The sequence below is a fragment of the Streptomyces jeddahensis genome (assembly GCF_001642995.1).
GTDB lineage: Bacteria > Actinomycetota > Actinomycetes > Streptomycetales > Streptomycetaceae > Streptomyces > Streptomyces jeddahensis.
The window spans coordinates 1-22,323 of record NZ_LOHS01000089.1; the positions used below are offsets into that span (position 1 = coordinate 1).

Annotated in this window: 17 protein-coding genes; 9 read left to right on the forward strand and 8 right to left on the reverse strand. The window is 69.5% G+C overall.

What is annotated here, in order from left to right; genetic code table 11:
- Window positions 1-204: 204 nt before the first annotated feature.
- Window positions 205-969: a helical backbone metal receptor gene (locus tag STSP_RS20065; protein WP_067279838.1), complete on the forward strand. Its 765-nt coding sequence runs from the start codon at window positions 205-207 to the stop codon at window positions 967-969.
- 172 nt (window positions 970-1,141) lie between these two features.
- The gene (icmF, locus tag STSP_RS20070) at window positions 1,142-4,369 is read left to right on the forward strand and encodes a fused isobutyryl-CoA mutase/GTPase IcmF (RefSeq protein ID WP_067279840.1); all 3,228 of its coding nucleotides are present in this window, start codon (window positions 1,142-1,144) and stop codon (window positions 4,367-4,369) included.
- A 311-nt stretch (window positions 4,370-4,680) separates the two neighbouring features.
- On the opposite strand, the gene STSP_RS20075 is transcribed toward icmF, so the two are convergent.
- On the reverse strand, window positions 4,681-4,902 hold the full coding sequence (locus STSP_RS20075) for a hypothetical protein (protein ID WP_067279843.1): 222 nt from the start codon (window positions 4,900-4,902) through the stop codon (window positions 4,681-4,683).
- A 558-nt stretch (window positions 4,903-5,460) separates the two neighbouring features.
- On the opposite strand from STSP_RS20075, the gene STSP_RS20080 reads away from it, so the two are divergent.
- Both STSP_RS20080 and STSP_RS20085 read left to right on the forward strand, forming a co-directional pair.
- Window positions 5,461-5,823 (forward strand): DUF952 domain-containing protein, encoded by a 363-nt coding sequence (locus STSP_RS20080; protein ID WP_067279845.1) that lies wholly within the window; start codon window positions 5,461-5,463, stop codon window positions 5,821-5,823.
- Between the two features lie 59 nt (window positions 5,824-5,882).
- Window positions 5,883-6,371 (forward strand): DUF1877 family protein, encoded by a 489-nt coding sequence (locus tag STSP_RS20085; RefSeq protein ID WP_067280148.1) that lies wholly within the window; start codon window positions 5,883-5,885, stop codon window positions 6,369-6,371.
- 94 nt (window positions 6,372-6,465) lie between these two features.
- Here STSP_RS20085 and STSP_RS20090 read toward each other — a convergent pair whose 3' ends face one another.
- From STSP_RS20090 to STSP_RS20100, 3 genes are all read right to left on the reverse strand, one after another.
- Window positions 6,466-8,298 carry an ABC transporter ATP-binding protein gene (locus tag STSP_RS20090; RefSeq protein WP_078067346.1) on the reverse strand — a complete coding sequence of 611 codons (1,833 nt, stop codon included), beginning with the start codon at window positions 8,296-8,298 and terminating at the stop codon, window positions 6,466-6,468.
- 320 nt (window positions 8,299-8,618) lie between these two features.
- Window positions 8,619-10,415, reverse strand: a complete 1,797-nt coding sequence (locus tag STSP_RS20095) for an acyl-CoA dehydrogenase (RefSeq protein WP_067279851.1) — start codon at window positions 10,413-10,415, stop codon at window positions 8,619-8,621.
- 94 nt (window positions 10,416-10,509) lie between these two features.
- Window positions 10,510-11,289, reverse strand: a complete 780-nt coding sequence (locus STSP_RS20100) for an SDR family oxidoreductase (protein ID WP_198547392.1) — start codon at window positions 11,287-11,289, stop codon at window positions 10,510-10,512.
- Window positions 11,290-11,456: 167 nt separating this feature from the next.
- On the opposite strand from STSP_RS20100, the gene STSP_RS20105 reads away from it, so the two are divergent.
- Together STSP_RS20105 and STSP_RS20110 are read left to right on the forward strand one after the other, a co-directional pair.
- Window positions 11,457-12,182: a polysaccharide deacetylase family protein gene (locus STSP_RS20105; RefSeq protein ID WP_067279853.1), complete on the forward strand. Its 726-nt coding sequence runs from the start codon at window positions 11,457-11,459 to the stop codon at window positions 12,180-12,182.
- Between the two features lie 241 nt (window positions 12,183-12,423).
- Window positions 12,424-13,350, forward strand: a complete 927-nt coding sequence (locus STSP_RS20110) for a peptidoglycan-binding protein (RefSeq protein ID WP_067279856.1) — start codon at window positions 12,424-12,426, stop codon at window positions 13,348-13,350.
- Window positions 13,351-13,457: 107 nt separating this feature from the next.
- On the opposite strand, the gene STSP_RS40810 is transcribed toward STSP_RS20110, so the two are convergent.
- Window positions 13,458-13,583 carry a hypothetical protein gene (locus STSP_RS40810; RefSeq protein ID WP_269801050.1) on the reverse strand — a complete coding sequence of 42 codons (126 nt, stop codon included), beginning with the start codon at window positions 13,581-13,583 and terminating at the stop codon, window positions 13,458-13,460.
- Entirely contained in the window at window positions 13,580-14,158 is a 579-nt protein-coding gene (locus STSP_RS20115) for an ABC transporter ATP-binding protein/permease (RefSeq protein ID WP_067279859.1), read from the reverse strand. The genes STSP_RS40810 and STSP_RS20115 overlap by 4 nt, the downstream gene beginning before the upstream one ends.
- Before the next feature lie 258 nt (window positions 14,159-14,416).
- On the opposite strand from STSP_RS20115, the gene STSP_RS20120 reads away from it, so the two are divergent.
- The 3 genes from STSP_RS20120 to STSP_RS20130 all read left to right on the forward strand — a co-directional run bounded on the left by STSP_RS20120 (window position 14,417) and on the right by STSP_RS20130 (window position 17,727).
- On the forward strand, window positions 14,417-15,655 hold the full coding sequence (locus tag STSP_RS20120; RefSeq protein WP_067279862.1) for a helix-turn-helix domain-containing protein: 1,239 nt from the start codon (window positions 14,417-14,419) through the stop codon (window positions 15,653-15,655).
- Window positions 15,656-15,805: 150 nt separating this feature from the next.
- Window positions 15,806-17,323, forward strand: a complete 1,518-nt coding sequence (gene adh / locus STSP_RS20125) for an aldehyde dehydrogenase (protein ID WP_067279864.1) — start codon at window positions 15,806-15,808, stop codon at window positions 17,321-17,323.
- Window positions 17,323-17,727 (forward strand): DUF779 domain-containing protein, encoded by a 405-nt coding sequence (locus tag STSP_RS20130; RefSeq protein ID WP_067279866.1) that lies wholly within the window; start codon window positions 17,323-17,325, stop codon window positions 17,725-17,727. The genes adh and STSP_RS20130 overlap by 1 nt, the downstream gene beginning before the upstream one ends.
- 80 nt (window positions 17,728-17,807) lie before the next feature.
- On the opposite strand, the gene STSP_RS20135 is transcribed toward STSP_RS20130, so the two are convergent.
- Both STSP_RS20135 and STSP_RS20140 read right to left on the reverse strand, forming a co-directional pair.
- Complete coding sequence (locus STSP_RS20135; RefSeq protein WP_067280154.1) at window positions 17,808-21,182, reverse strand: pyruvate carboxylase; 3,375 nt, start codon at window positions 21,180-21,182, stop codon at window positions 17,808-17,810.
- A gap of 137 nt (window positions 21,183-21,319) precedes the next feature.
- Window positions 21,320-22,039, reverse strand: a complete 720-nt coding sequence (locus STSP_RS20140) for a flavodoxin family protein (protein ID WP_067279868.1) — start codon at window positions 22,037-22,039, stop codon at window positions 21,320-21,322.
- Window positions 22,040-22,323 lie beyond the last annotated feature (284 nt).

Consider the following 22,323-nt stretch of genomic DNA (forward strand, 5'->3'; position numbering starts at 1 on the left):
CCTCTTCGAGGTCGTCCCGCAGCTCACCGAGGAGATCAAGACCCGCAAGGGCTGACAGCCCGACGCGCCGGGCGGGGCCGCCGCGTCGGCCCCACCCGCGCCGAGCTCGCCACGACGGATCCGTCATCCCAACAGACCCGCCATACCAACAGACCCACCACATCAAGGGATCCGTCAACCAAGGGAATCCGCGAGGAAGCCGCGATGCCGCCGCTGCACGACGACATGGGAACCGCCCTGAATCTGGCTCACTCGCCACGCCGGGTGGTGTCCCTCGTGCCGTCACTGACGGAGGCGATCGCCATCAGCCGCCCGGACGTCCTCGTCGGGGCGACCCAGTGGTGCACCCATCCCGGCGATCTCGACGTGGCACGGGTGCGAGGCACGAAGAACCCGGACCGCGCCGCGATCGTGCGACTGCGGCCGGATCTCGTGATCGCGAACAAGGAAGAGAACCGTGAGCTCGACGTCGCCAGGCTGCGCGCCGCGGGGGTGCCGGTGTGGGTGACCGTCATCGAGACCGTCCCGCAAGCTCTGGACTCGCTCGAGCGGATGTTCACCGAGGCCCTGGAGACCTCGGTCCCCGACTGGCTCGACGCGGCACGAGCCCTCTGGTCGGGCCCGCTTCCCGACGTCACCGCCACCGCCGCGATCCCGATCTGGCGCGACCCCTGGATGGTGGTCGGGAGGTCCACTTTCACCGGCGACCTGCTACGCCGGGCTGGGCTCGCCAATGCGTTCGCCGAGGACCCGGACCGCTACCCGCACGTGGCGCTGGAGGAGATCGACCGGCCGGACGTGGACGTCGTACTGCTGCCCGACGAGCCGTACGTGTTCAGCGAAAGCGACGGCCCCGAGGCGTTCCATCGGACACCGACCCGGCTGGTGAACGGCCGCCTGATCACCTGGTACGGCCCGTCACTGCTGCCGGCGCACCGCATGCTGCAGCAGCTCGTGGCGGCGCTGTGAGCCCGGCCGGAACACCGGCGGCCGACAAGTAGGCCCGCTCACCCGCCCCTGTGCTTCTCCTCACACCGCCTCCCCTCCCCGAGCATTACTAGGGCGTCCTACTATCTATTACTAGGACGTCCTAGTATCTCTTCAACTCGCGCTCCCGCGACGTGCTTTGGGAAGGCCCTCCATGAGCGATCTGCACCGTCCCGTGCACCCCGTCCGCATGGTCACCGCTTCGGCCCTGTTCGACGGACACGATGCGTCGATCAACATCATGCGGAGGATCTTCCAGTCCCAGGGCGCCGAGGTGATCCACCTCGGGCACAACCGGTCGGTGCAGGAGGTCGTGGACGCGGCGCTCGAGGAGGACGTACACGGCGTGGCCGTCTCGTCGTACCAGGGCGGGCATGTCGAGTACTTCGAGTACCTGGTCGAGTCGCTGCGCGAGCGGGGAGCGGAGCACATCCGTGTGGTAGGCGGTGGCGGCGGCGTGATCGTGCCCGAGGAGATCGCCCGGCTGCGCGGGAGCGGGGTGACCATCTTCTCTCCAGAGGATGGCCAGCGGATGGGCCTCGCCGGGATGGTCAACTCGGTGGTGCGTGACTGCGACTTCGACCTCTGGGACGGCAAGCCGGCCGACGCCGCCGCCGTACGCGCCGGCGACCGTTTCGCGGTCGCCCGTGCCCTCACCGGTGCCGAGCTCGGCAAGTTGCCCGCGGATCTTCTGGGGCAGCTGCGTGCCGCCGCGGGAGCCCGGACCACGCCGGTCCTGGGCATCACCGGCACCGGCGGCTCCGGGAAGTCGTCCCTGACCGACGAGTTGGTGCGCAGGTTCCGTGTCGACCAGCAGGACAAGCTTCGTATCGCCGTGATCGCCGTCGACCCGACCCGCCGCCGTGGCGGCGGCGCGCTGCTCGGCGACCGGATCCGTATGAACTCCCTCGACGGGGACCGGGTGTTCTTCCGGAGTCTGGCCACCCGCGGCAGCCACGAGCTGCCCGAGCATCTGTCCGACGTGGTCCACGTGGTCAAGGCCGCCGGTTTCGATCTGGTGATCGTGGAGACGCCGGGCATCGGTCAGGGCGACGCGGCGATCGTTCCGTTCGTCGACACCTCGATGTATGTGATGACGCCGGAGTTCGGGGCCGCCTCTCAGCTCGAGAAGATCGACATGCTCGACTTCGCGGACGTCGTGGCGATCAACAAGTTCGAGAGGCGCGGCGCCAAGGACGCGCTGCGCGACGTGGGCCGCCAACTGGTCCGCAACCGCGAGGCGTTCACCAGCAGGCCCGAGGACATGCCGGTGTTCGGCACCTCGGCGGCGACGTTCAACGACGACGGGGTCACCGCGCTCTACCAGCACCTGAAGACCACCCTGACCGAGAAGGGGCTACGGCTCTCCGAGGGCACGCTTCCGCGCGTCGACGTACGCCACTCCTCCGGCATCCGGCAGGTGGTGCCCGCGGACCGGGTGCGCTACCTCGCCGAGATCACCGAGACGGTCCGCAGGTACCACGACGAGACCGAGCGGCTCGCCGATGCGGCCCGGCGGGTCCAGCGCCTGGACATCGTCAGGGGCGAGCTCGTCGCGGCCGGATCCGACCCGGGGGACGTGGAGTCGTTGCTGGAGGGCGCCCACAAGCAGCTCCCGCACGACGTCGCGGAGCAGATCGAGAACTGGCCCGCCGTCGTGGCGTCCTACTCCGGTGACGAGCAGGTCGTGAAGGTCCGGGACCGGGAGATCCGCACCAAGCTGACCCGCGAGTCCCTGTCCGGCAACAAGGTGCCCCGCGTGGCGCTCCCGGCGTTCACCGACCATGGGGAGCTGGTGCGGTTCTGGCGCCGGGAGAACCTGCCGGGCTATTTCCCGTTCACGGCCGGGGTGTTCCCGTTCAAGCGGGACGGCGAGGACCCGGCGCGGATGTTCGCCGGTGAGGGAGATCCGTTCCGCACCAACCGGCGGTTCAAGCTGCTGTCCGAGGGCCAGCCGGCCACGCGGCTGTCCACCGCGTTCGACTCGGTGACGCTCTACGGCCGTGATCCCGACGAGCGCCCGGACATCTACGGCAAGGTCGGCACATCCGGCGTCTCGGTCGCGACCCTGGACGACATGAAGGCGCTCTACGACGGCTTCGACCTGGTCGCGCCGACGACCTCGGTGTCGATGACCATCAACGGCCCGGCCCCCACCGTACTGGCGTTCTTCCTCAACACCGTCATCGACCAGCAGGTCGAGAGGTTCCGCGCCACCGAGGGCCGCGACCCCTCCCCCGCGGAGGCGGCCGAGCTGCGCGCACACGCGCTGGCCAACGTGCGCGGCACGGTGCAGGCCGACATCCTGAAGGAGGACCAGGGCCAGAACACCTGCCTGTTCTCCACCGAGTTCTCCCTGCGGATGATGGCCGACATCCAGGAGTGGTTCATCGCCCACAAGGTCCGCAACTTCTACTCGGTGTCCATCTCCGGCTACCACATCGCCGAGGCCGGCGCGAACCCCATCAGCCAGCTCGCGTTCACCCTCGCCAACGGCTTCACCTACGTCGAGGCCTACCTGGCACGCGGCATGCACATCGACGACTTCGCGCCGAACCTGTCGTTCTTCTTCTCCAACGGCATGGACCCGGAGTATTCGGTACTGGGCCGGGTCGCCCGTCGGATCTGGGCCGTCGCGATGAAGGAGAAGTACGGCGCCAACGAACGCTCACAGAAGCTGAAGTACCACGTCCAGACCTCCGGCCGCTCCCTGCACGCCCAGGAGATGGACTTCAACGACATCCGCACCACCCTGCAGGCGCTGATCGCCATCTACGACAACGCCAACTCGCTGCACACCAACGCCTACGACGAGGCGGTCACCACACCGTCCGAGGAGTCCGTGCGCCGGGCTCTGGCGATCCAGCTCATCATCAACCGCGAGTGGGGCCTGGCGATGAACGAGAATCCGCTCCAGGGCTCGTTCATCATCGACCAGCTCACCGACCTGGTCGAGGAAGCGGTGCTCGCCGAGTTCGACCGGATCAACGAACGCGGTGGCGTGCTCGGCGCCATGGAGACCGGCTACCAGCGCGGCCGTATCCAGGACGAGTCGATGCTGTACGAGCAGCGCAAGCACGACGGCTCATTGCCGATCATCGGTGTGAACACCTTCCGCCGGCCCGGCGGCGACACCCAGCCCCAGGAGCTCGAACTCGCCCGCGCGACCGAGACGGAGAAGGAGTCCCAGCTGCGGCGCGTCCGCGACTTCCACACCGCGCACAGCGAGCAGGCCGCGCACGCGATAGCCCGCCTGAAGGATGCCACCATGAACGGCGACAACGTCTTCGCCGTCCTCATGGACGCCGCCCGGGTCTGCTCACTGCAGCAGGTCACCGAGGCGTTCTTCGAGGTCGGCGGCCAGTACCGAAGGAACGTGTGACGACCGCGCCGGCTGTCCCGTCGTCGGAAGCCGGCTGAACCACGGCGAAGGGCGCCCCTGGGCCTGAGTATGACTTCCGACCTGGGCGCCCTTCTGGACGACACTCTACGTGTCCATGGACGGCGGTGTGACTCCCTGTCACCGGATCGGGCGACCTGCGGAACGCATTGCGGACGCTGACCGATGCGGGACAGTTGCGTCTGGCTTTCGCACGTCGGGCCGTTGGTGAACGCGTCCGACAAACAGTCGTCACCGCTCGTGCTGACGCCGCGACGCTGCGTCAGCACGAGCGGCTCGATCGACCTATCTACTCACAGGCTGGAGGCGAGACCCGTGACGGCCGAGGTGTCGACGTGACCGGAACCCTGTCCGGACAGGGCGAACTCGGCCGGGACGAGACCGCCGATGCCGCCCGAGAGCCACGCGCCCTCGCTGTCGACGCCGGCGGAGATCCAGCCACCGGTGCCACCGGACACGTTGTCCAGGTCGGTCTCGGAGATTTCCTGGGTCGCAATCTGGGGGATGGAGCTCATGATGTGAGGTTCCCTTTCGCATGGCGTTGAGCGATGGATACGGCCGTCCTGCCAGGCAAGACGTGCACACAGTGCGGGCCGCAGTCGCGGGAGTCGATGCAGCGTCACGTGCCCGGAAAGGGCATCTTTTCGTACGACTTCCGCGCCGCGAAAAGCAAAGCATGCGCGCTGCCTGCAATGCCAACGGAGCCGCGTTCACTTGTGAAGCATTTCGCTTCCGGAGTGCGCGGTGTGCCCGCGCTTCCACGAAGTGGTGGCGGATTCTTCACGCGAGGGAAGGTGTACTTTCCGAGACCTCTGCAACCTGCCGTAACGAACAAGGCATAACGGCTCCAAGAGAATTGGCTGCCCCCTCGGCACGGCCGGGAATGCCGGAGACGGTGTGCCGTCTGCGTCACCTGTGTGCAGATTCGCTGCAGGATGTCGACCTGCGGGGAGTCCTCAGCGACTCTTCACATACGGGCTCGGCGCCGTAACGTCTCGTCACTCCGACGGCGCACAGTTCCCGCCCGTACCGGAAATTCGACGTCCCGGTCGCTGATATGTATAAATCGGGACATGATCTATCACGCCGTTCCGCTCGGTGAGTGGAATGCCCTTCCCGACCGTCCGTACGCACCTGCCTCCCTGGCCGAGGACGGCTTCGTCCACTGCTCCCCCGACGAGGAGACCACGCTGGCCGTCGTCAACGCCTTCTATCGGACCGCGCCGAGGCCGTTGCTGGCACTGATCGTCGACGATGACCGACTCGCCGCCAGGCTGGAATGGGAGCAGGCGGTCCCGGCCCCGCCCCCCGGGGTCGCTGAGGGCACCTTCTTCCCCCACGTGTTCGGGCCCATCAACCGCGACGCCGTCGAACGGATCCTGGAAGTCCAGTGGGATGAGCACGGCCGGGCTACAGGGCTCAAGGACATGAGCTGACGGATCTCAGAACACACCGCATGCCCGCGTTGTCGGTGGGGTGGGCCAGAATCCGGGGCATGAGCATCAACATGCAGCTGCGCGCCACGCCGGAGTCGGAGATCCGGGAGGACTGGACTTGGCTGGCGGAGTTCATGGGAGGCGCCCTCGACCACTTCCAGGACGAGCTCCGGGCTGGAATCGCCGAGATGGTGGAGTACCACTTCCACGCCCTCCATGAGGTCTACAGGGCGGCGTACGAGCCCCAGGGCTCCTGGGAGTGGGAGCTCCCGATCTTCGGCGGCAGCCCTGTCTTCGAGGCCACGCGCGACCACCCGCCGTTCGTCATACTCCGCCCTGCCGTGGTCCGCGAAGCGGCGGACTTCCTGACCACGGCATCTTTCGACGATCTCTGGGAGGCCGCCCGGCCGACGGTCCTTCCCCCCTTCTCCGCCTTCGACGAGGCGGAGGTCAAGGGCTGGTTCCTCGGGCACCACACCGACCTGCATGCCTTCTACTCCCGTACCGCCTCTGCAGGTCAGGCTGTCGTCAAGGCCTTCTGGTACTGACGGGCGTCGCTGTCAGCGGCGTCGGCGAGTACGTACGAGGCGGGTGCGGGCCACCATGAGGGTGGCGGCAGGCCCGCCCCCACCGGTCTCGCGTTCACGAGTGGAGGTCGGCTTGTGCGGGGCTGTCGTCGAAGGCGCTGTCGTCGAGGAAGCCGCCCGACTGGTGCTGCCACAGCTTCGCGTAGGCGCCGTCCGACGCGAGCAGCTCCTGGTGCGTGCCCTGTTCGATGATCCGTCCCCGGTCGAGGACGACGAGCTGGTCCATGTTCGCGACCGTGCTCAGCCGGTGCGCCACCACGAGCGCCGTCCGCCCCTCCATGAGCCGCCACAGCGCCTCCTGGACGAGGATCTCGCTCTCGGAGTCCAGGGCGCTGGTCGCCTCGTCGAGCAGCAGGATCGGCGCGTCGCGCAGGATGGCCCTGGCGAGTGCGACGCGCTGGCGCTGTCCGCCGGACAGCTTGACTCCACGCTCGCCGACCATGGTGTCGAAGCCGTCCGGCAGCGCGTCGGCGAACTCCGTGACGTGCGCCGCCTCGGCCGCGCGGCGGATATCGGCCTCGGTGGCATCCGGTCGGGCGAACGCGATGTTGTCGCGCAGCGTGCGGTGGAACATCGCCGGGTCCTGCGGCACGTAGGCCATCAGGCCCCGCAGGTCGGCCTGGCGCAGCCTGCTGATGTCCTGACCCCCGATCAGGATCCGGCCGTCGTCGATGTCCGTCATCCGCAGCAGCAGCCGGGTGAGCGTGGTCTTGCCGCCGCCGGACCGGCCGACGAGACCGATCTTCGCCCCGCTCGGTACGGCGAGGTCGAGGCCCTTGAAGAGCGGCTCGGCGCCCGCGTGGGCGAAGGTCACCTTCTCGAAGCGGACGTCGGCGGCCCGGGGCCGCAGCGGCTCCGGCGACGCGGGGTCGACCACGGTCGGGGGCGTCAGGAGCAGCTCGGTGAACTGCGCGGCCTCCGTCATCGAGCTCTCCAGGCGGCGGTAGATCTGGTTGAACTCGAACATGATGCGCGTCGCGTTGGTGTAGTACGTGAAGGCGACCACGACCGCCTCCACGCCGGCCCCGCCCCCGCCGAGTGCGATCGCGAGGAGCAGGCCCAGCGCGTTGGTCAGTACGGACATCGGCGCGACCAGCGTGTCGATGCGCAGGTTGCCGTAGTCCCATGACCGCAGGGTGAGCCGCCGTGATGTCGCGACGCGGGACCGGTGTTCGGCGGCCTCGCGTTCCTCGGCGGCGAAGGCGCGGACCGTGTCCATGTTCATCAGGCTGTCGGCGACGTGGCCGGACACCCGGGCGATGGCCTCCTCGCGCTGGTCGACGAGCGCCTGGCGGCGGCGGATGAGGGGCGCCACGATCAGCGCGGTCACTGCGATCATCACCAGGAGCCCGACGACGAGCAGTGGTTCGTAGCGCCAGAGCACCACCGACGCGAACAGCAGCGGCACGAGGCTGCCCACGACCGAGAACGTCAGGGTGTCGATGAACTCCTCGAAGCGGGAGGCGAAGCTCAGGACCCGCTTGGTCAGGGATCCGGCGAAGTTGTCGTGGAAGAACGCGGCGTCCTTGGCGAACAGCTCGTCCATGCCGATCACGTACAGGTGCTCGATGCCGAGGGCGTCGAGGCGGTTGAGGCAGTGGAGGCCGATGCGCCACAGCGTCTCGCCGAGCAGCAGGACGCCGGCGAAGCCGAGGATGTAGGGCATCGTCGAGCCGATGCTGAGGTCGGCGTCGTCGGCGATTTTGCCGACGAGCTTCGCGACGACCAGCGGCGCGATGTAGTTGAGGCCGATGTTGCCCAGCGCCGGCAGCAGCATCGCGGGCACCGTCAGCCGTCGGAGCCGGGCTAATTCCCGTCCGTAATAACGAAGTGCAAGAAGTACCGGGCCTTTGCCCGGCAGACTCTTGCGCGATTCAGGCGATCCCATCCCAACCCTGGTTCGTCGTGCGGCAGCCCGGCACGTGCTTCTCCGGGGAGATGCCGTTGCCTCGCCAGCCGCGCGGATCTTCGGTTCGCGTGAGTGCCCTCCCTCGGGTCGCCTTCCGACAGGCGGGGCACGACGACGGGGCCCCCGCGCAGCCCGCGGCAACGCGTCAGTGCGAGTACGGGGAGGCCAGGAACCGCAGTCTCCCGCGACGGCGCCCGCGGAGTCCAAGCGTTTTTCTCAGCCGGCGGCAGGTCGCACACAGGTGCGATCCTCGGGGCCTTCGGGGCCTCCGGGGATCGCAGGAACCGCGTGCCCGTGGCTCAGAACCACTCGGGCCGGCTGTCGGCAGCGGTGCGATCCAGGCTGTCGAGCAGGTCGAACTGCGGACCCGTCCGCGGCAGTTCCACTCGGAAGAAGTAACGGGCCGCCTGTCGCTTGCCCTCGTGGAAGTCGTCCGCGCCGTCCTCGAGTGCGAGGAACTGCTCCAGCCAGATCCAGGCCAGCACCACGTGGCCGACGGCTTCCAGGTACACGGAGGCGTTGGCCAGGGCGGTCGCCGGGTCTCCGGTCGACCACAGCGTGGCCGTGGTCCGCTCGACGCGGGCTGCGGCCTGCTCCAGACGGGCGGCCAAGTCGGCCGCCTCGCCACCGGCCGCCGTGGCCCGGGCGGCGGTCGCCGACAGGGTCTCGAGGAGCAGCCTCAGGCCCGCACCGCCGTTCATGACGACCTTGCGGCCGAGCAGGTCGAGGCCCTGGATGCCGTGGGTGCCCTCGTGGATGGGGTTGAGGCGGTTGTCCCGGTAGAACTGCTCGACGTTGTACTCGCGGGTGTAGCCGTAGCCGCCGTGCACCTGGATGGCGAGGTCGTTGGCGGCCAGGCACCACTGCGACGGCCAGCTCTTGGCGATGGGGGTCAGGACGTCGAGCAGCAGCCGGGCGCGAGCGCGTTCGGACTCCTCCTCGGCGGTGCGCTCCTCGTCGAGGAGGCGGCTGCAGTAGAGGCTGAGCGCGAGGGCGCCCTCCACATAGCTCTTCTGCGCCAGCAGCATCCTGCGCACGTCAGCGTGCTCGATGATCGGGACCTGCGGGGCGGTCGCGTCCTTGCCGGTCAGCGGGCGGCCCTGCGGGCGGGTGCGGGCGTAGTCGAGGGCGTGCAGATAGCCGGTGTAGCCGAGCGCCGTGGCGCCGAGTCCGACGCCGATGCGGGCCTCGTTCATCATGTGGAACATGTACGCGAGCCCGTGGTGGGCCTCGCCGACCAGGTAGCCGACCGCGCCGGGGGCGCCGCCCGGCGTGTGCCGGCCCTCGCCGAAGTTGAGCAGGGTGTTGGTGGTGCCGCGGTAGCCCATCTTGTGGTTGAGGCCGGCGAGGACCACGTCGTTACGCTCGCCCAAGGTGCCGTCGGGCTCGACCAGGAACTTGGGCACGATGAACAGCGAGATGCCCTTCACGCCCGCCGGGCCGCCGGGGATCTTGGCCAGCACCAGGTGGACGATGTTCTCGCTGAGTTCGTGGTCGCCACCGGAGATCCACATCTTGGTGCCGGTGATCCGGTACGTACCGTCGGCCTCCGGCACTGCCCGCGTGGTGATGTCGGCCAGCGAGGACCCCGCCTGCGGCTCCGAGAGGCACATGGTGCCGAAGAAGCGGCCCTCGACCATCGGCCGCACGTAGGTGTCGACCTGCTCCTTGCTGCCGTGCGCCTGGAGCAGGTTGGCGTTGCCGATGGTGAGGAACGGATAGGCGGCGGTGCCGACGTTGGCGGCCTGGAACCAGGCCGTGCAGGCGTTGGCGACGACGGTGGGCAGCTGCTGCCCGCCGACCTCGTAGTCCATGGCGGCGCCGGTCAGTCCGGCCCCGGCGAAGACCCGCAGGGCCTCCTTGACCTCCGGGATGATGTGCACCCGCTCGCCGTCGAAGCGGGGCTCCTCCGCGTCGTTCTGCTTGTTGTGCGGGGCGAAGTGCCGGGTCGCGATGGACTCGCTGAGGTCCAGCACCGCGTCGAAGGTGTGCCGGTCGTGGTCGGCGTAGCGGGGCCGGCGGGTCAGGGCCGTGACGTCCAGCCAGTCGTGGAGCAGGAAGTCCAGGTCGCGGCGCGAGAGCAGCAGAGAGTCCATGGCATCGGTCCGATCGGGAGGGCGGCGGAAAGGAGGAAAGGGCGTACGAGTACGAGTCCGGGCGGCGGTTCAGACGGTGGTGCCGGGCGGCGGTTCAGACCGTGGTGCCGATGCCGCCGTCGACGGGGATCACCGCGCCGGTGACGTACGCTCCGGCCCGGCTGGACAGGTAGACCGCGACGCCGGCCATGTCGTCAGGGCGTCCGATCCGGCGCAGTGGAGCGGCCTCGGCCACGGCGTCGCCGTGTGCCTTCAGCGTGGCGGCCATCATCTTGGACTCGAACGGACCGGGGGCGATCGCGTTGACGGTGATGCCCTGCGGGCCGAGTTCCTTGGCCAGTACCCGGGTCAGGTGGTGCAGCCCTGCCTTGCTCGCCGCGTAGGAGTAGGTCGGCAGGGCGCTCACGTGGAGCCCGTCGATGGAGCCGACGTTGATCACGCGCGCCGGGTCGTCATGGGAGCCGGCCTTGCGCAGCAGCGGCAGCAGCGCCTGGGTCAGCAGGAAGGGGCTGCGCAGGTTGAGGTCCATCACCTTGTCCCAGCCGCTGACCGGGAACTCGTCCAGCGGAGCGCCCCAGGTCGCGCCGGCGTTGTTGACCAGGATGTGCAGCCGGTCCTTCCGATCGGCGATCTCCGCGGCGAGCCGGTGGCACTCCTCCTCCCGCGACAGGTCCGCGGGCAGTGCGATCGCCTCGATCGACTCGCCGAGCGCGGAGAGCTCCTGCACGGCTTCCTCGCAGGCGGCGGCGTTACGGGAACTGACGTAGACCCGGGCCCCGGCTTCGACCAGTCCGCGGGCGATCATCAGGCCGATGCCGCGGGACCCTCCGGTGACCAGGGCGGTTTTGCCGGAGACGGAGAACAGTGAGGTCACGGCGGACTCCAGGGGTGGTGATCGGCGGGGTTCGGCGGTGATTGGGTCAGGCGGGCGCAAGAGCCAGCTGGATACTAAGCGGTTGCTTAGGAGCCGTCAACCGTCAGGCCTCTGTGCGACCGGAGCCGGGCTCTGCGCGACCGGAGCAGGGCGGCAATACTGAGTCCGTGTCGGCGTTCTTCCCTGGAAACGCAGCGGTCGCCGTCAGCCTGTCGTTCGACGACGCCCGAGAGAGCCAGCTGCAGGGAGCGCGGATTCTCGACGAGCACGGGATCCGGGCGAGCTTCTACGTCCTGCCCTCCGGAATCGCCGCAGCACCCGACCGCTGGTCCTCGGTGGCCTCGGCGGGCCATGAGATCGGCAACCACACCAGGACGCATCCGTGCAGCGGGAACTACGCGTTCTCGCGCACCAACGCGCTCGAGGACAAGACCATGGAGGACATCGCCGCCGACATCGACGAGGCCGGCCGGATGATCGAGGCCATGCTCGGTGTGAGACCGACGACGTTCGCCTACCCGTGCGGCCAGTCCTTCATCGGCCGGGGGTCCCGACGGCGCAGCTACGTCCCGCTCGTCGCGGAGCGCTTCGTCGCGGGACGTGGCTACGGGGGCGAGACCGGCAACATGCCGGACGTCTGCGATCTGGCGCACCTGGACGCGTACGTCATCGACGGGCTCAACGCCGACACGCTCATGTCCCTGGTGGACGGAGGTATGGCCCGCGGCGAGTGGGTGATCATGGCGGGCCACGACATCGGCAGCGACGGCCCGCAGACCGTCAGCGCGCGCGACCTGTCGGAGTTCTGCCGTCGGCTGGCGCGCGACCCCCGCATCTGGGTGGCACCCGTGGCCGAGGTCGCCGAGCACGCGCGGGCGGCTCGCGCGCACTGACTGGGCGGGGAGCGGTCCGCGGTCCCGGTCGAGCAACCCCCCTTGGTGCAGAGGGCGCCGGAAGCGATGAGGCGGAGTCACTCACGCCCCCGCGAACTGCTCACAACCCCGCGGAACCACACACGCCTCGTCCGGCATCTTGGTCAACAGCAGTACAAACCAAGGCGGTTAGGCGACATTTCCTGATCAGCTCACAGACCGAGCGAGATCGAGCAAGAACACCCAGCCCAGGAGGCAGTAGTTGAGCACCAAGACAGGACCCCAGCGTTTCCCGGGCGCGAGCCGTGCCAACTGGTACCAGGACGACTTCGGCGGTGACGCGATGGAGGTCAACGTCGTCGTTCTGCACACCACCGAAGGCCGCACCCTGCCCGGCTACGGCGGTGGTTCCTCGGCGCCGAATCTGACGGCGGTGCCTGATCTGGGTGCCAAGAAGTTCAAGTGGTATCAGCACTTCGACATCGAGACCTCGTCCAGAGCACTGGTCAACCTGCGCGGCGGCGTCGAGACGAACACCCTCAACGTGTGCCAGGTCGAGCTGGTCGGCACCTGCAGCCCGAAGACGCATGAGCAGTGGAAGGCCGCCGGCCAGGAGCACATCTACTGGCCGGACGCCCCCGATTGGGCGCTGCGCGGCATAGCGCGGTTCCTGGCGTGGATGCACGAGGAGCACGGCGTACCTCTGTCCGGCCCGAAGCAGTGGCCCGCGTACCCGGCGTCGTACGGGAACGGCGAGGGTCAGCGCATGACCGGCGCCGAGTGGAACGCGTTCAAGGGCGTGTGCGGGCACATGCACGTGCCCGAGAACACGCACGGCGACCCGGGGGCGATCGACTTCTCCAGGATCATCAAGTACGCCAAGGCCGAGCTGGATCTCGGCGACGACGCCCCGGAGGACGACACGCCCTCGACGCCGTCCAAGCCGGCCGTCCCCGTGTTCCCCGGCCGCAAGTACTTCCGCGACGGGGCCTCGAACACGTACGTCCTCCAGCTCGGCAAGCAGCTGGTGAAGCGCGGCTTCGGCGACCACTACAAGGTGGGCCCGAGCAGGACGTGGAGTGAGGCGGACCGGTTGAACGTGCGCGACTTCCAGAAGTCCCGCAAGGAGTTGCGCGGCGACGCCGACGGGTACCCGGGCCCGCTGACCTGGCGCCTGCTGTTCTCCTGAGCTCTCCTGAGCCACGAACGCGGAGCCCCGCCGGTCTCCGATGTCACCGGTCCGGCGCGCGTCGGGCGCCGGACCGGTCGCCGTCCAGGTCACCCTCACCCGCGGGCTCACGCGTACGCGCGGGCCTGGGCGGTGTAGAGCTCGGCGTAGGCGCCACCCGCGGCGAGGAGTTCGGCGTGCGTGCCGTGCTCGACGACGCGGCCGCCGTCGCCGACCGCGATGCGGTCGGTCATGTGGACGGTCGAGAAGCGGTGTGAGACCAGGATGGTGATCGCACCGCGCTCGCCGGCGGCTTCGCGGGCGTGGGCGATGAACTGCTCGAACAGCTCGTGCTCGGCCTGGGGGTCGAGGGCGGAGGTGGGCTCGTCGAGTACGAGCAGGAGCGGGGATGTGCGCAGAGCAGGCCGCGGGCGAGTGCCAGCTTCTGCCACTGGCCGTGGGACAGGTCGGCGCCCTCGAAGACCGTGCCGAGCTGGGAGTCGAGGCCGTTCGGAAGGGCGTCGACGAGGGGGCGTGCCTGCTGGACCAGGAGCGCGAGACCGAGAGCGGCCAGGTACGGCAACAGCGCCACCACCTCGGCGCCCTGCGCCGCGCGGTCGACGACCTCGGCGGTGAGCAGGGCGAGCGCGGGCATCGCGAGGGCGGAGCCGAGGGTGAGGCCCGCCAGGCCGAGCAGCGCGCCGCTCCCGGCGTGCCGCAGCAGGGCGAGGAGACGCAGCCGCTCGGCCAGCATGGCCCGCAGCTCGCGGGGGCGGAGGGGGCCGAGGGTGAGACGAGGATCGGGGGGGACGGGCGGCGCTGTCGTCATCTGCGGCGGCTCCGGGACGCGTTGGATCCGCTGCAGCGGAGCCTTGATTTTGCTGCTTGCCTGGCCGATAACACTGTTCGTCAGACAAGGGACCACGCCAGGCGGTCCTGCCCGGGTAAGGACCTTGCGGGTAAGGACCTTACGAGGGTAAGGGCCTCCCTACACGGGCAGATGGCAAAGCCCGATCGGACTGGTGCGCCGTGCGGGATTCCGGTGGACACTGGCCGATGGTCCCCGTTGGACGACAGGGGAGAGACCATGTCACAGCGCAGTGACCTCAGGCGTCGCAGGGCCGAGCTGGAGGACGAGTGGTCCCGGTGGGTGCCGCGGATGAAGGCGGCGCGCTGGTCCCCGACCGGTTCCGGAGCTCTGCGGTCCGAGGTCACCGAGTCGTGGGTCCGCTCCCTCGTCAGCGTCGATCCGGGCCGGGACAGCGCGCCTGTCTCCGACGGGGGCGCGCTGCGTCAGCGCTGGGCGGTCTCCCCGCTGCGCCGGCCGGTCGACGACCTGTCCGACGAGCTGCGCAGCATCGCAGAGGACGCGGGATTCGTCACAGCCGTCACCGACGAGTCCGGAACCATCCTGTGGACGTGCGGCGGCCGCACCATGCGGCGGCGCGCAGAGCAGGTCAACTTCGCGCCGGGCGAGCGCTGGGACGAGGAGGCCATGGGCACCAACGCCCTCTCCCTCGCGCTGCGCACCGGCCGTCCCAGCAGTGTCTTCTCCGCAGAACACCTGGTGACCGCGCTGCACGGCTGGGTTTGCTACTGCGCGCCGGTCCACGCCCCCGACGGGCGGATCCTGGGCGTACTCGACCTGTCCACCACCTGGGACCGCTCGCACCCGCTGGCCATGTCCACTGTGCGGACGCTGGTGTCCACGATCGAGACCAGGCTCCGCACCGAGCTGCCCGCGCAGGGCGACCGGGACGGCACTCCGGTTCGGCTGACCTGCATGGGCACCGAGGAAGCCGCCAAGGGCGGTCGGCCGCTGGCGCTGCGTCCGCGCCAGCTGGAGATCCTCACGCTCCTCGCGCTGGAGCCGGACGGCTTCGCACCGGACCGGCTGCGCGAGGCGCTGTACGGTGAACGGCCCGTCACCGCCTCCACGTTCAAGGCCGAGATCTCCCATCTGCGCCGGGCGCTCGGCGGCGGCATCACCCCCCGTCGGTACGCGCTGACCGCACCGATCTCCTGTGACGCCGTCGACGTGCTGTGTGCTCTGGAGAGGGGCGACACGGCGACCGCCCTGCGCCATTACCGCGGACCGCTGCTCCCCCGGTCCGAGGCACCGGGGATCGTCGAATGGCGCGCCCGGCTGGAGGTCACCGTGCGCGAGGCCGTACTGGCCAGCGCTCGCCCCGAGCACGCCCTGCGCTACGGCGAGCGGGCACCGTACGACGCGGAGGTCCACGAGCACGCGCTGCATCTGCTGGGCCCGGGCGACGCGCGCCGGGCCATCGCGGCCGGACGGCTGAGCACCGCCCTGCGCGACTGAACCCGTACGAACCCTCGCGACTGACAGGCCGCCGGGGCGCACGGGCGGCCGGCGCGCCAACCTGACGCCAACCTCTCGGGATCAGAGTGAACCGCACACGGCGGCCCGGGCCGCCGTACGACCGCACTCGCATCACCGAGGAGAGCCGCCATGGTGTACGCGCAGCCAGGAACGGAAGGCAGTCTCGTCAGCTTCGCCCGCCGCTACGACAACTTCATCGGCGGCGACTGGGTCGCGCCCGTCGAGGGCCGGTACTTCGAGAACCCGTCGCCGGTCACGGGAAAGGTCTTCTGTGAGGTCGCCCGGTCGTCGGCGGCGGACGTCGAACTGGCCCTGGACGCCGCCCACGCGGCGGCCGGCCAGTGGGGCCGCACGTCGACGACGGAGCGGGCGAACATTCTCAACAAGATCGCGGACCGGATCGAGGAGAACCTCGAGAAGCTCGCCGTGGCCGAGACCTGGGAGAACGGCAAGCCCGTACGGGAGACGCTGGCCGCCGACCTCCCGCTGGCCGTGGACCACTTCCGCTACTTCGCCGGGGTGGTTCGCGCCCAGGAGGGCAGCATCGCCGAGATCGACGCCGACACCGTCGCCTACCACTTCCACGAACCCCTGGGCGTGGTCGGCCAGATCATTCCGTGGAACTTCCCGATCCTCATGGCCGCCTGGAAACTGGCGCCCGCGCTGGCCGCCGGCAACTGCGTGGTCATCAAGCCGGCCGAGCAGACCCCGGCCAGCCTGCTCCTGGTCATCGAGCTGATCGCCGACCTGCTGCCGCCCGGGGTGGTCAACGTCGTCAACGGCTTCGGCGTCGAGGCGGGCAAGCCGCTCGCGTCGAGCCCGCGCGTGGCGAAGGTTGCGTTCACGGGTGAGACGACGACGGGCCGCCTGATCATGCAGTACGCGAGCGAGAACATCATCCCCGTCACGCTCGAGCTGGGCGGCAAGAGCCCGAACATCTTCCTGCCCGACGTCATGGCCGCCGACGACGACTTCCTGGACAAGGCCGTCGAGGGCTTCGTGATGTTCGCCCTCAACCAGGGCGAGGTGTGCACCTGCCCGTCGCGCGCCCTGATCCACTCGTCGATCTACGACGACTTCATGGCCCGCTGCGTCGAGCGCACCCAGGCCATCGTCGGCGGCGACCCGCTGGACCCGGCGACCATGATCGGCGCGCAGGCCAGCAACGACCAGTACGAGAAGATCCTCTCCTACATCGACATCGGCACGAAGGAGGGCGCAGAGGTCCTCACCGGTGGCCGTCCCCGTTCCGTCGCCGGTCTGGACGGCGGCTACTACATCGAGCCGACGATCTTCCGCGGCACCAACGACATGCGGATCTTCCAGGAGGAGATCTTCGGCCCGGTCGTCTCCGTCACCACGTACGACTCGGTCGACGAGGCCCTGAAGATCGCCAACGACACCCTGTACGGCCTGGGGGCGGGCGTGTGGACGCGGGACGGCAACACCGCCTACCGCCTCGGCCGGGAGATCAAGGCCGGCCGGGTGTGGACCAACTGCTACCACGCCTACCCGGCGCACGCGGCCTTCGGCGGCTACAAGAAGTCCGGCATCGGCCGCGAGACCCACAAGATGATGCTGGACCACTACCAGCAGACGAAGAACCTGCTGGTGAGCTACTCGCCGAAGAAGCTCGGGTTCTTCTGATGAGCGCCCGCACCAGGCGCGTCGAACTCACCGAGGCCGCCGGGGACCTGGTGCGGCAACTGGTCGCCCGGCACGGCCCGGTGATGTTCCACCAGTCCGGTGGCTGCTGCGACGGCAGTGCGCCCATGTGCTATCCGCGCGGGGAGTTCCGGGTCGGTGCTTCGGACGTGCTGCTGGGCCATGTCGGCGGTGACACCCCGTTCTGGATGAGCGCCGACCAGTACCAGTACTGGCGGCACACACACCTCACGGTCGACGTGGTCCCGGGCCGGGGCAGCGGCTTCTCGCTCGAGGCTCCCGAGGGCGTGCGCTTCCTGCTCCGCTCCCGGCTGATGACGGACGAGGAGTGGGAGCGCATCGAGGGGGAGCCGCCGCTTCCGACCGGTGCCGAAGTGTCGGAATGATCTCGCAGGTCGGCGGGGCAGGACACCCAGGTGTCCTGCCCCCGGCCCGCAAAGTCCGGCCTGCAGCCGCGCGATACGGATCACGCGATCTCGACGAGCAGGTCACCGCCCTCCACCTGCTGGATCTGGTGGATGGCCAGCCTGGCCACCGTCCCGGCCCTCGGGGCGGTGATCGCCGCCTCCATCTTCATCGCCTCGATGGTGGCCACCGTGGCCCCGGCCGCCACCTCGTCCCCCTCGGCGACCGCGAGCGTCACCACTCCGGCGAACGGCGCGGCGACATGGCCGGGGTTGGTCCGGTCGGCCTTCTCGGTCGCCGGGACGTCGGAGGCCGCTGCGTTGTCGCGTACCTGGATCGGCCGCAGCTGACCGTTCAGGGTGGACATCACGGTGCGCATGCCGCGTTCGTCCGCCTCGCCGACGGCCTCCAGCTCGATGAGCAGCCGGACACCGGGTTCGAGGTCGACGGCGTACTCCTTCCCGGGACGCAGCCCGTAGAAGAAGTCCTTGCTGTCCAGGACGCTGGTGTCGCCGTACGCCTGACGGTGCGTCTCGAACTCGCGCGTCGGCCCGGGGAACAGCAGCCGGTTGAGCGTCGCGCGCCGGTCCTTCGCCAGCGCCGTGCGGTCGTCCACGGTGAGCTCCTGCACGGGCCTGGGGTCGGCGCGGCCCTCCAGCGCCCTGGTGCGGAACGGCTCCGGCCAGCCCCCGGGCGGATTGCCCAGCTCGCCGCGTAGGAAACCGATGACGGAGTCGGGGATGTCGAACCTGTCCGGCGTCGCCTCGAAGTCCTCCGGGGACACGTCGGCGCCCACCAGATGGAGCGCGAGGTCGCCGACCACCTTCGACGAGGGGGTGACCTTCACGAGCCTGCCGAGGATACGGTCGGCGGCGGCGTACATCGCCTCGATCTCCTCGAACCGCTCGCCGAGGCCCAGCGCGATCGCCTGGGTGCGCAGGTTGGAGAGCTGCCCGCCGGGGATCTCATGGTGGTAGACGCGCCCGGTCGGCGAGGCCAGGCCCGCCTCGAAGGGTGCGTAGATCTTGCGGACGCTCTCCCAGTACGGCTCGAGATCGCCGACGGCCTGCAGGTCGAGACCGGTCGGCCGCTCGGAGTGGTCGGTCGCCGCCACGATCGCCGACAGCGACGGCTGCGAGGTGGTGCCCGCCATCGACGCCACCGCCCCGTCCACCGCGTCCGCACCCGCCTGGATCGCGGCGAGGTAGGTGGCGAGCTGACCGCCCGCGGTGTCGTGGGTGTGGATGTGCACCGGCAGGTCGAACTCCCGGCGCAGGGCCGATACGAGCGTCGCGGCCGCCGGGGCGCGCAGCAGCCCCGCCATGTCCTTGACGGCCAGGACATGGGCGCCCGCGGCGACGATCTGCTCGGCCAGCCGGAGGTAGTAGTCCAGGGTGTACAGCCGCTCGGACGGGTCGGACAGGTCCGATGTGTAGCACAGCGCGACCTCGGCGACGGCCGTTCCGGTCTCCCGCACGGCCTCGATGGCGGGCCGCATCTGCTCGACGTCGTTGAGCGCGTCGAAGATGCGGAAGACGTCGATGCCGGTCGTCGCGGCCTCCTGAACGAAGGCGTCGGTCACCTCGGTCGGGTACGGCGTGTAGCCCACGGTGTTGCGGCCACGCAGCAGCATCTGCAGGCAGATGTTCGGCACGGCTTCGCGCAGCGCGGCCAGGCGCTCCCAGGGGTCCTCGGCGAGGAAGCGGAGCGCGACGTCGTAGGTGGCGCCGCCCCAGCACTCCAGGGACAGCAGCTGCGGCAGCGTCCGCGCCACCACCGGGGCGACCGCGAGCAGGTCCTTGGTACGGACGCGGGTGGCGAGCAGCGACTGGTGGGCGTCCCGGAACGTGGTATCGGTGACGCCGATGGTCGGCGACTCGCGCAGCCACCGGGCGAAACCCTCCGGGCCGAGTTCGGCGAGCCGCTGCCGGGAGCCGGCGGGCGGTTCGAGGGCCGGCAGCGGTGGCAGCTTGGTGATCGGGTCGAGCAGCTCGGGCCGCTCACCGTGCGGCTTGTTCACCGTGACGTCGGCGAGGTAGGTGAGGAGCTTCGTACCGCGGTCGGCGGAGTGGCGGGCGGTGAGCAGGTGCGGGCGCTGTTCGATGAACGACGTGGTGACCCGTCCGGCCTGGAAGTCCGGGTCGTCGAGGACTGCTTGCAGGAACGGGATGTTCGTGGCCACGCCGCGGATGCGGAACTCGGCCACGGCACGCCGGGCGCGGCCGATCGCGGTCGTGAAGTCCCGGCCGCGGCACGTGAGTTTGACCAGCATGGAGTCGAAGTGCGCACTGATCTCCGTACCGGCGTGAGTGGTGCCGCCGTCCAGACGGATGCCCGAGCCGCCCGGCGAACGGTAGGCGCTGATCCTGCCGGTGTCCGGACGGAAGCCGTTGGCCGGGTCCTCGGTGGTGATACGGCACTGCAGTGCGGCGCCGCGCAGTGTGACCGTCTCCTGCGACAGCCCTAGATCGGCCAGCGTCTCACCGGCCGCGATACGCAACTGCGACTGCACGAGGTCGACGTCGGTGACCTCCTCGGTCACCGTGTGCTCGACCTGGATGCGCGGGTTCATCTCGATGAAGACGTGGTTGCCGTCGCGGTCGAGCAGGAACTCCACGGTGCCCGCGTTGCGGTAGCCGATCTCGCGCGCGAAGCGGACCGCGTCGGCGCAGATGCGCTCGCGCAGCGCCGGGTCGAGGTTCGGCGCGGGCGCGAGTTCGATCACCTTCTGGTGGCGGCGCTGCAGCGAGCAGTCGCGCTCGAACAGGTGGATGACGTTGCCGTGTCCGTCGGCGAGGATCTGCACCTCGATGTGGCGGGGATCGACGACGGCCTTCTCCAGGAAGACGGTGGGGTCGCCGAACGCGGAGGCCGCCTCACGCGCCGCCGCCTCGATGGACTCGCGCAGCGCCGCCGGGTCCTCGACGCGGCGCATGCCGCGCCCTCCTCCCCCGGCGACGGCCTTGACGAACACGGGAAAGCCGATGTCATCGGCGGCACGGACCAGTTCGTCCACGTCGGTGGAGGGCGCTGACGAGCCCAGCACCGGCACGCCCGCCGCACGAGCTGCGGCCACCGCGCGCGCCTTGTTCCCCGTCAGCTCGAGCGTTTCCGCGCTCGGCCCGACGAAGACGATGCCCGCCTCCTCGCACGCGCGCGCCAGGTCGGGGTTCTCGGACAGGAACCCGTAACCCGGATACACCGCGTCGGCTCCCGCCCGCTGCGCCGCACGGACGATCTCCTCGACAGAGAGGTAGGCCCGCACCGGGTGTCCCGGCTGGCCGATCTCGTACGCCTCGTCGGCCTTCAGCCGGTGCAGCGAGTTGCGGTCCTCGTGCGGGAAGACGGCGACGGTTCTCGCGCCCAGCTCATAGCCGGCACGGAACGCGCGAATCGCGATCTCACCACGGTTGGCGACCAGCACCTTGCGGAACATTCCGGATCCCTTCAGCCTGCCGGTGTCGGGGACCATGCTGTCGGCCACGCCCCTTCCGTGCCATATGAGCCACGCCACTCATGTGGATCATTCTGGCGGGCGGAGCGGCCCTCGGAACGCAGGCGGCCACGGCTCGCCTACCGGTGCTCGGGGTTCGGGAAGTCGAAGCGGCACCCCGCGTCCCACTCCGAGCGCTGGTTGCCGTGCGCGGGGATGCCGCCCGCCTGCTTGAGCAGGGCGGCCATGTGCAGCAGGTTCCAGGTCATGAAGGTGGTGTTGCGGTTGGTGAAATCGTTCTCCGGTCCGCCCGAACCCGGGTCGAGATACGAGGGTCCGGGGCCCGCCTCCCCGATCCAGCCCGCGTCGGCCTGCGGCGGAATGGTGTAACCGAGGTGCTGGAGGCTGTAGAGCACGTTCATCGCGCAGTGCTTCACACCGTCCTCGTTGCCCGTGATCAGGCAGCCGCCGACGCGCCCGTAATACGCGTACTGCCCACGGTCGTTGAGCAGTGTCGAGCACGCGTACAGTCGCTCGACGACCTGTTTCATCACCGAGCTGTTGTCGCCGAGCCAGATCGGCCCCGCCAGCACCAGGATGTCAGCCGCCATCACGCGCTCGAACAGTGCGGGCCACTCGTCGCTCGCCCACCCGTGCTCGGTCATGTCCGGCCATACGCCGGTCGCGATGTCGTGATCGACCGCCCGCACCAGCTCGGTGGCGACGCCGTTCGCCTCCATCACCTCGCGGCTCTTGTCGATCAGCCCCTGGGTGTTGCTGACTTCGGGCGAGCGCTTGAGCGTGCAATTGACGAACAGCGCACGCAGATCGTCATAGCGGGCGGGCGGCTGGGCGGTCACGAAGCCTCCTGGATCCTGCCACCGTGCGGTCACGACGGCGCGACGCCGTCCATCGTGCTGACCGGGCGACCGCTGCGGCTGCTCCGGCACAGCCTGCCGACGATGATCACTCCGACGGCCGTTCCGACCGGCCCGTTCCCTAGTCCCCGCCGTCCCAATTGTTTCGAAAATTCGTCAAGAGTCTTGACGCAGATTTGGCGCAACACTGAAGCTCATCGCGCCCATACACCACATCTGCACGAAAGGCAGAGGCTCTGCCTGCACGCCGCGCGGGGGCCGCGCAA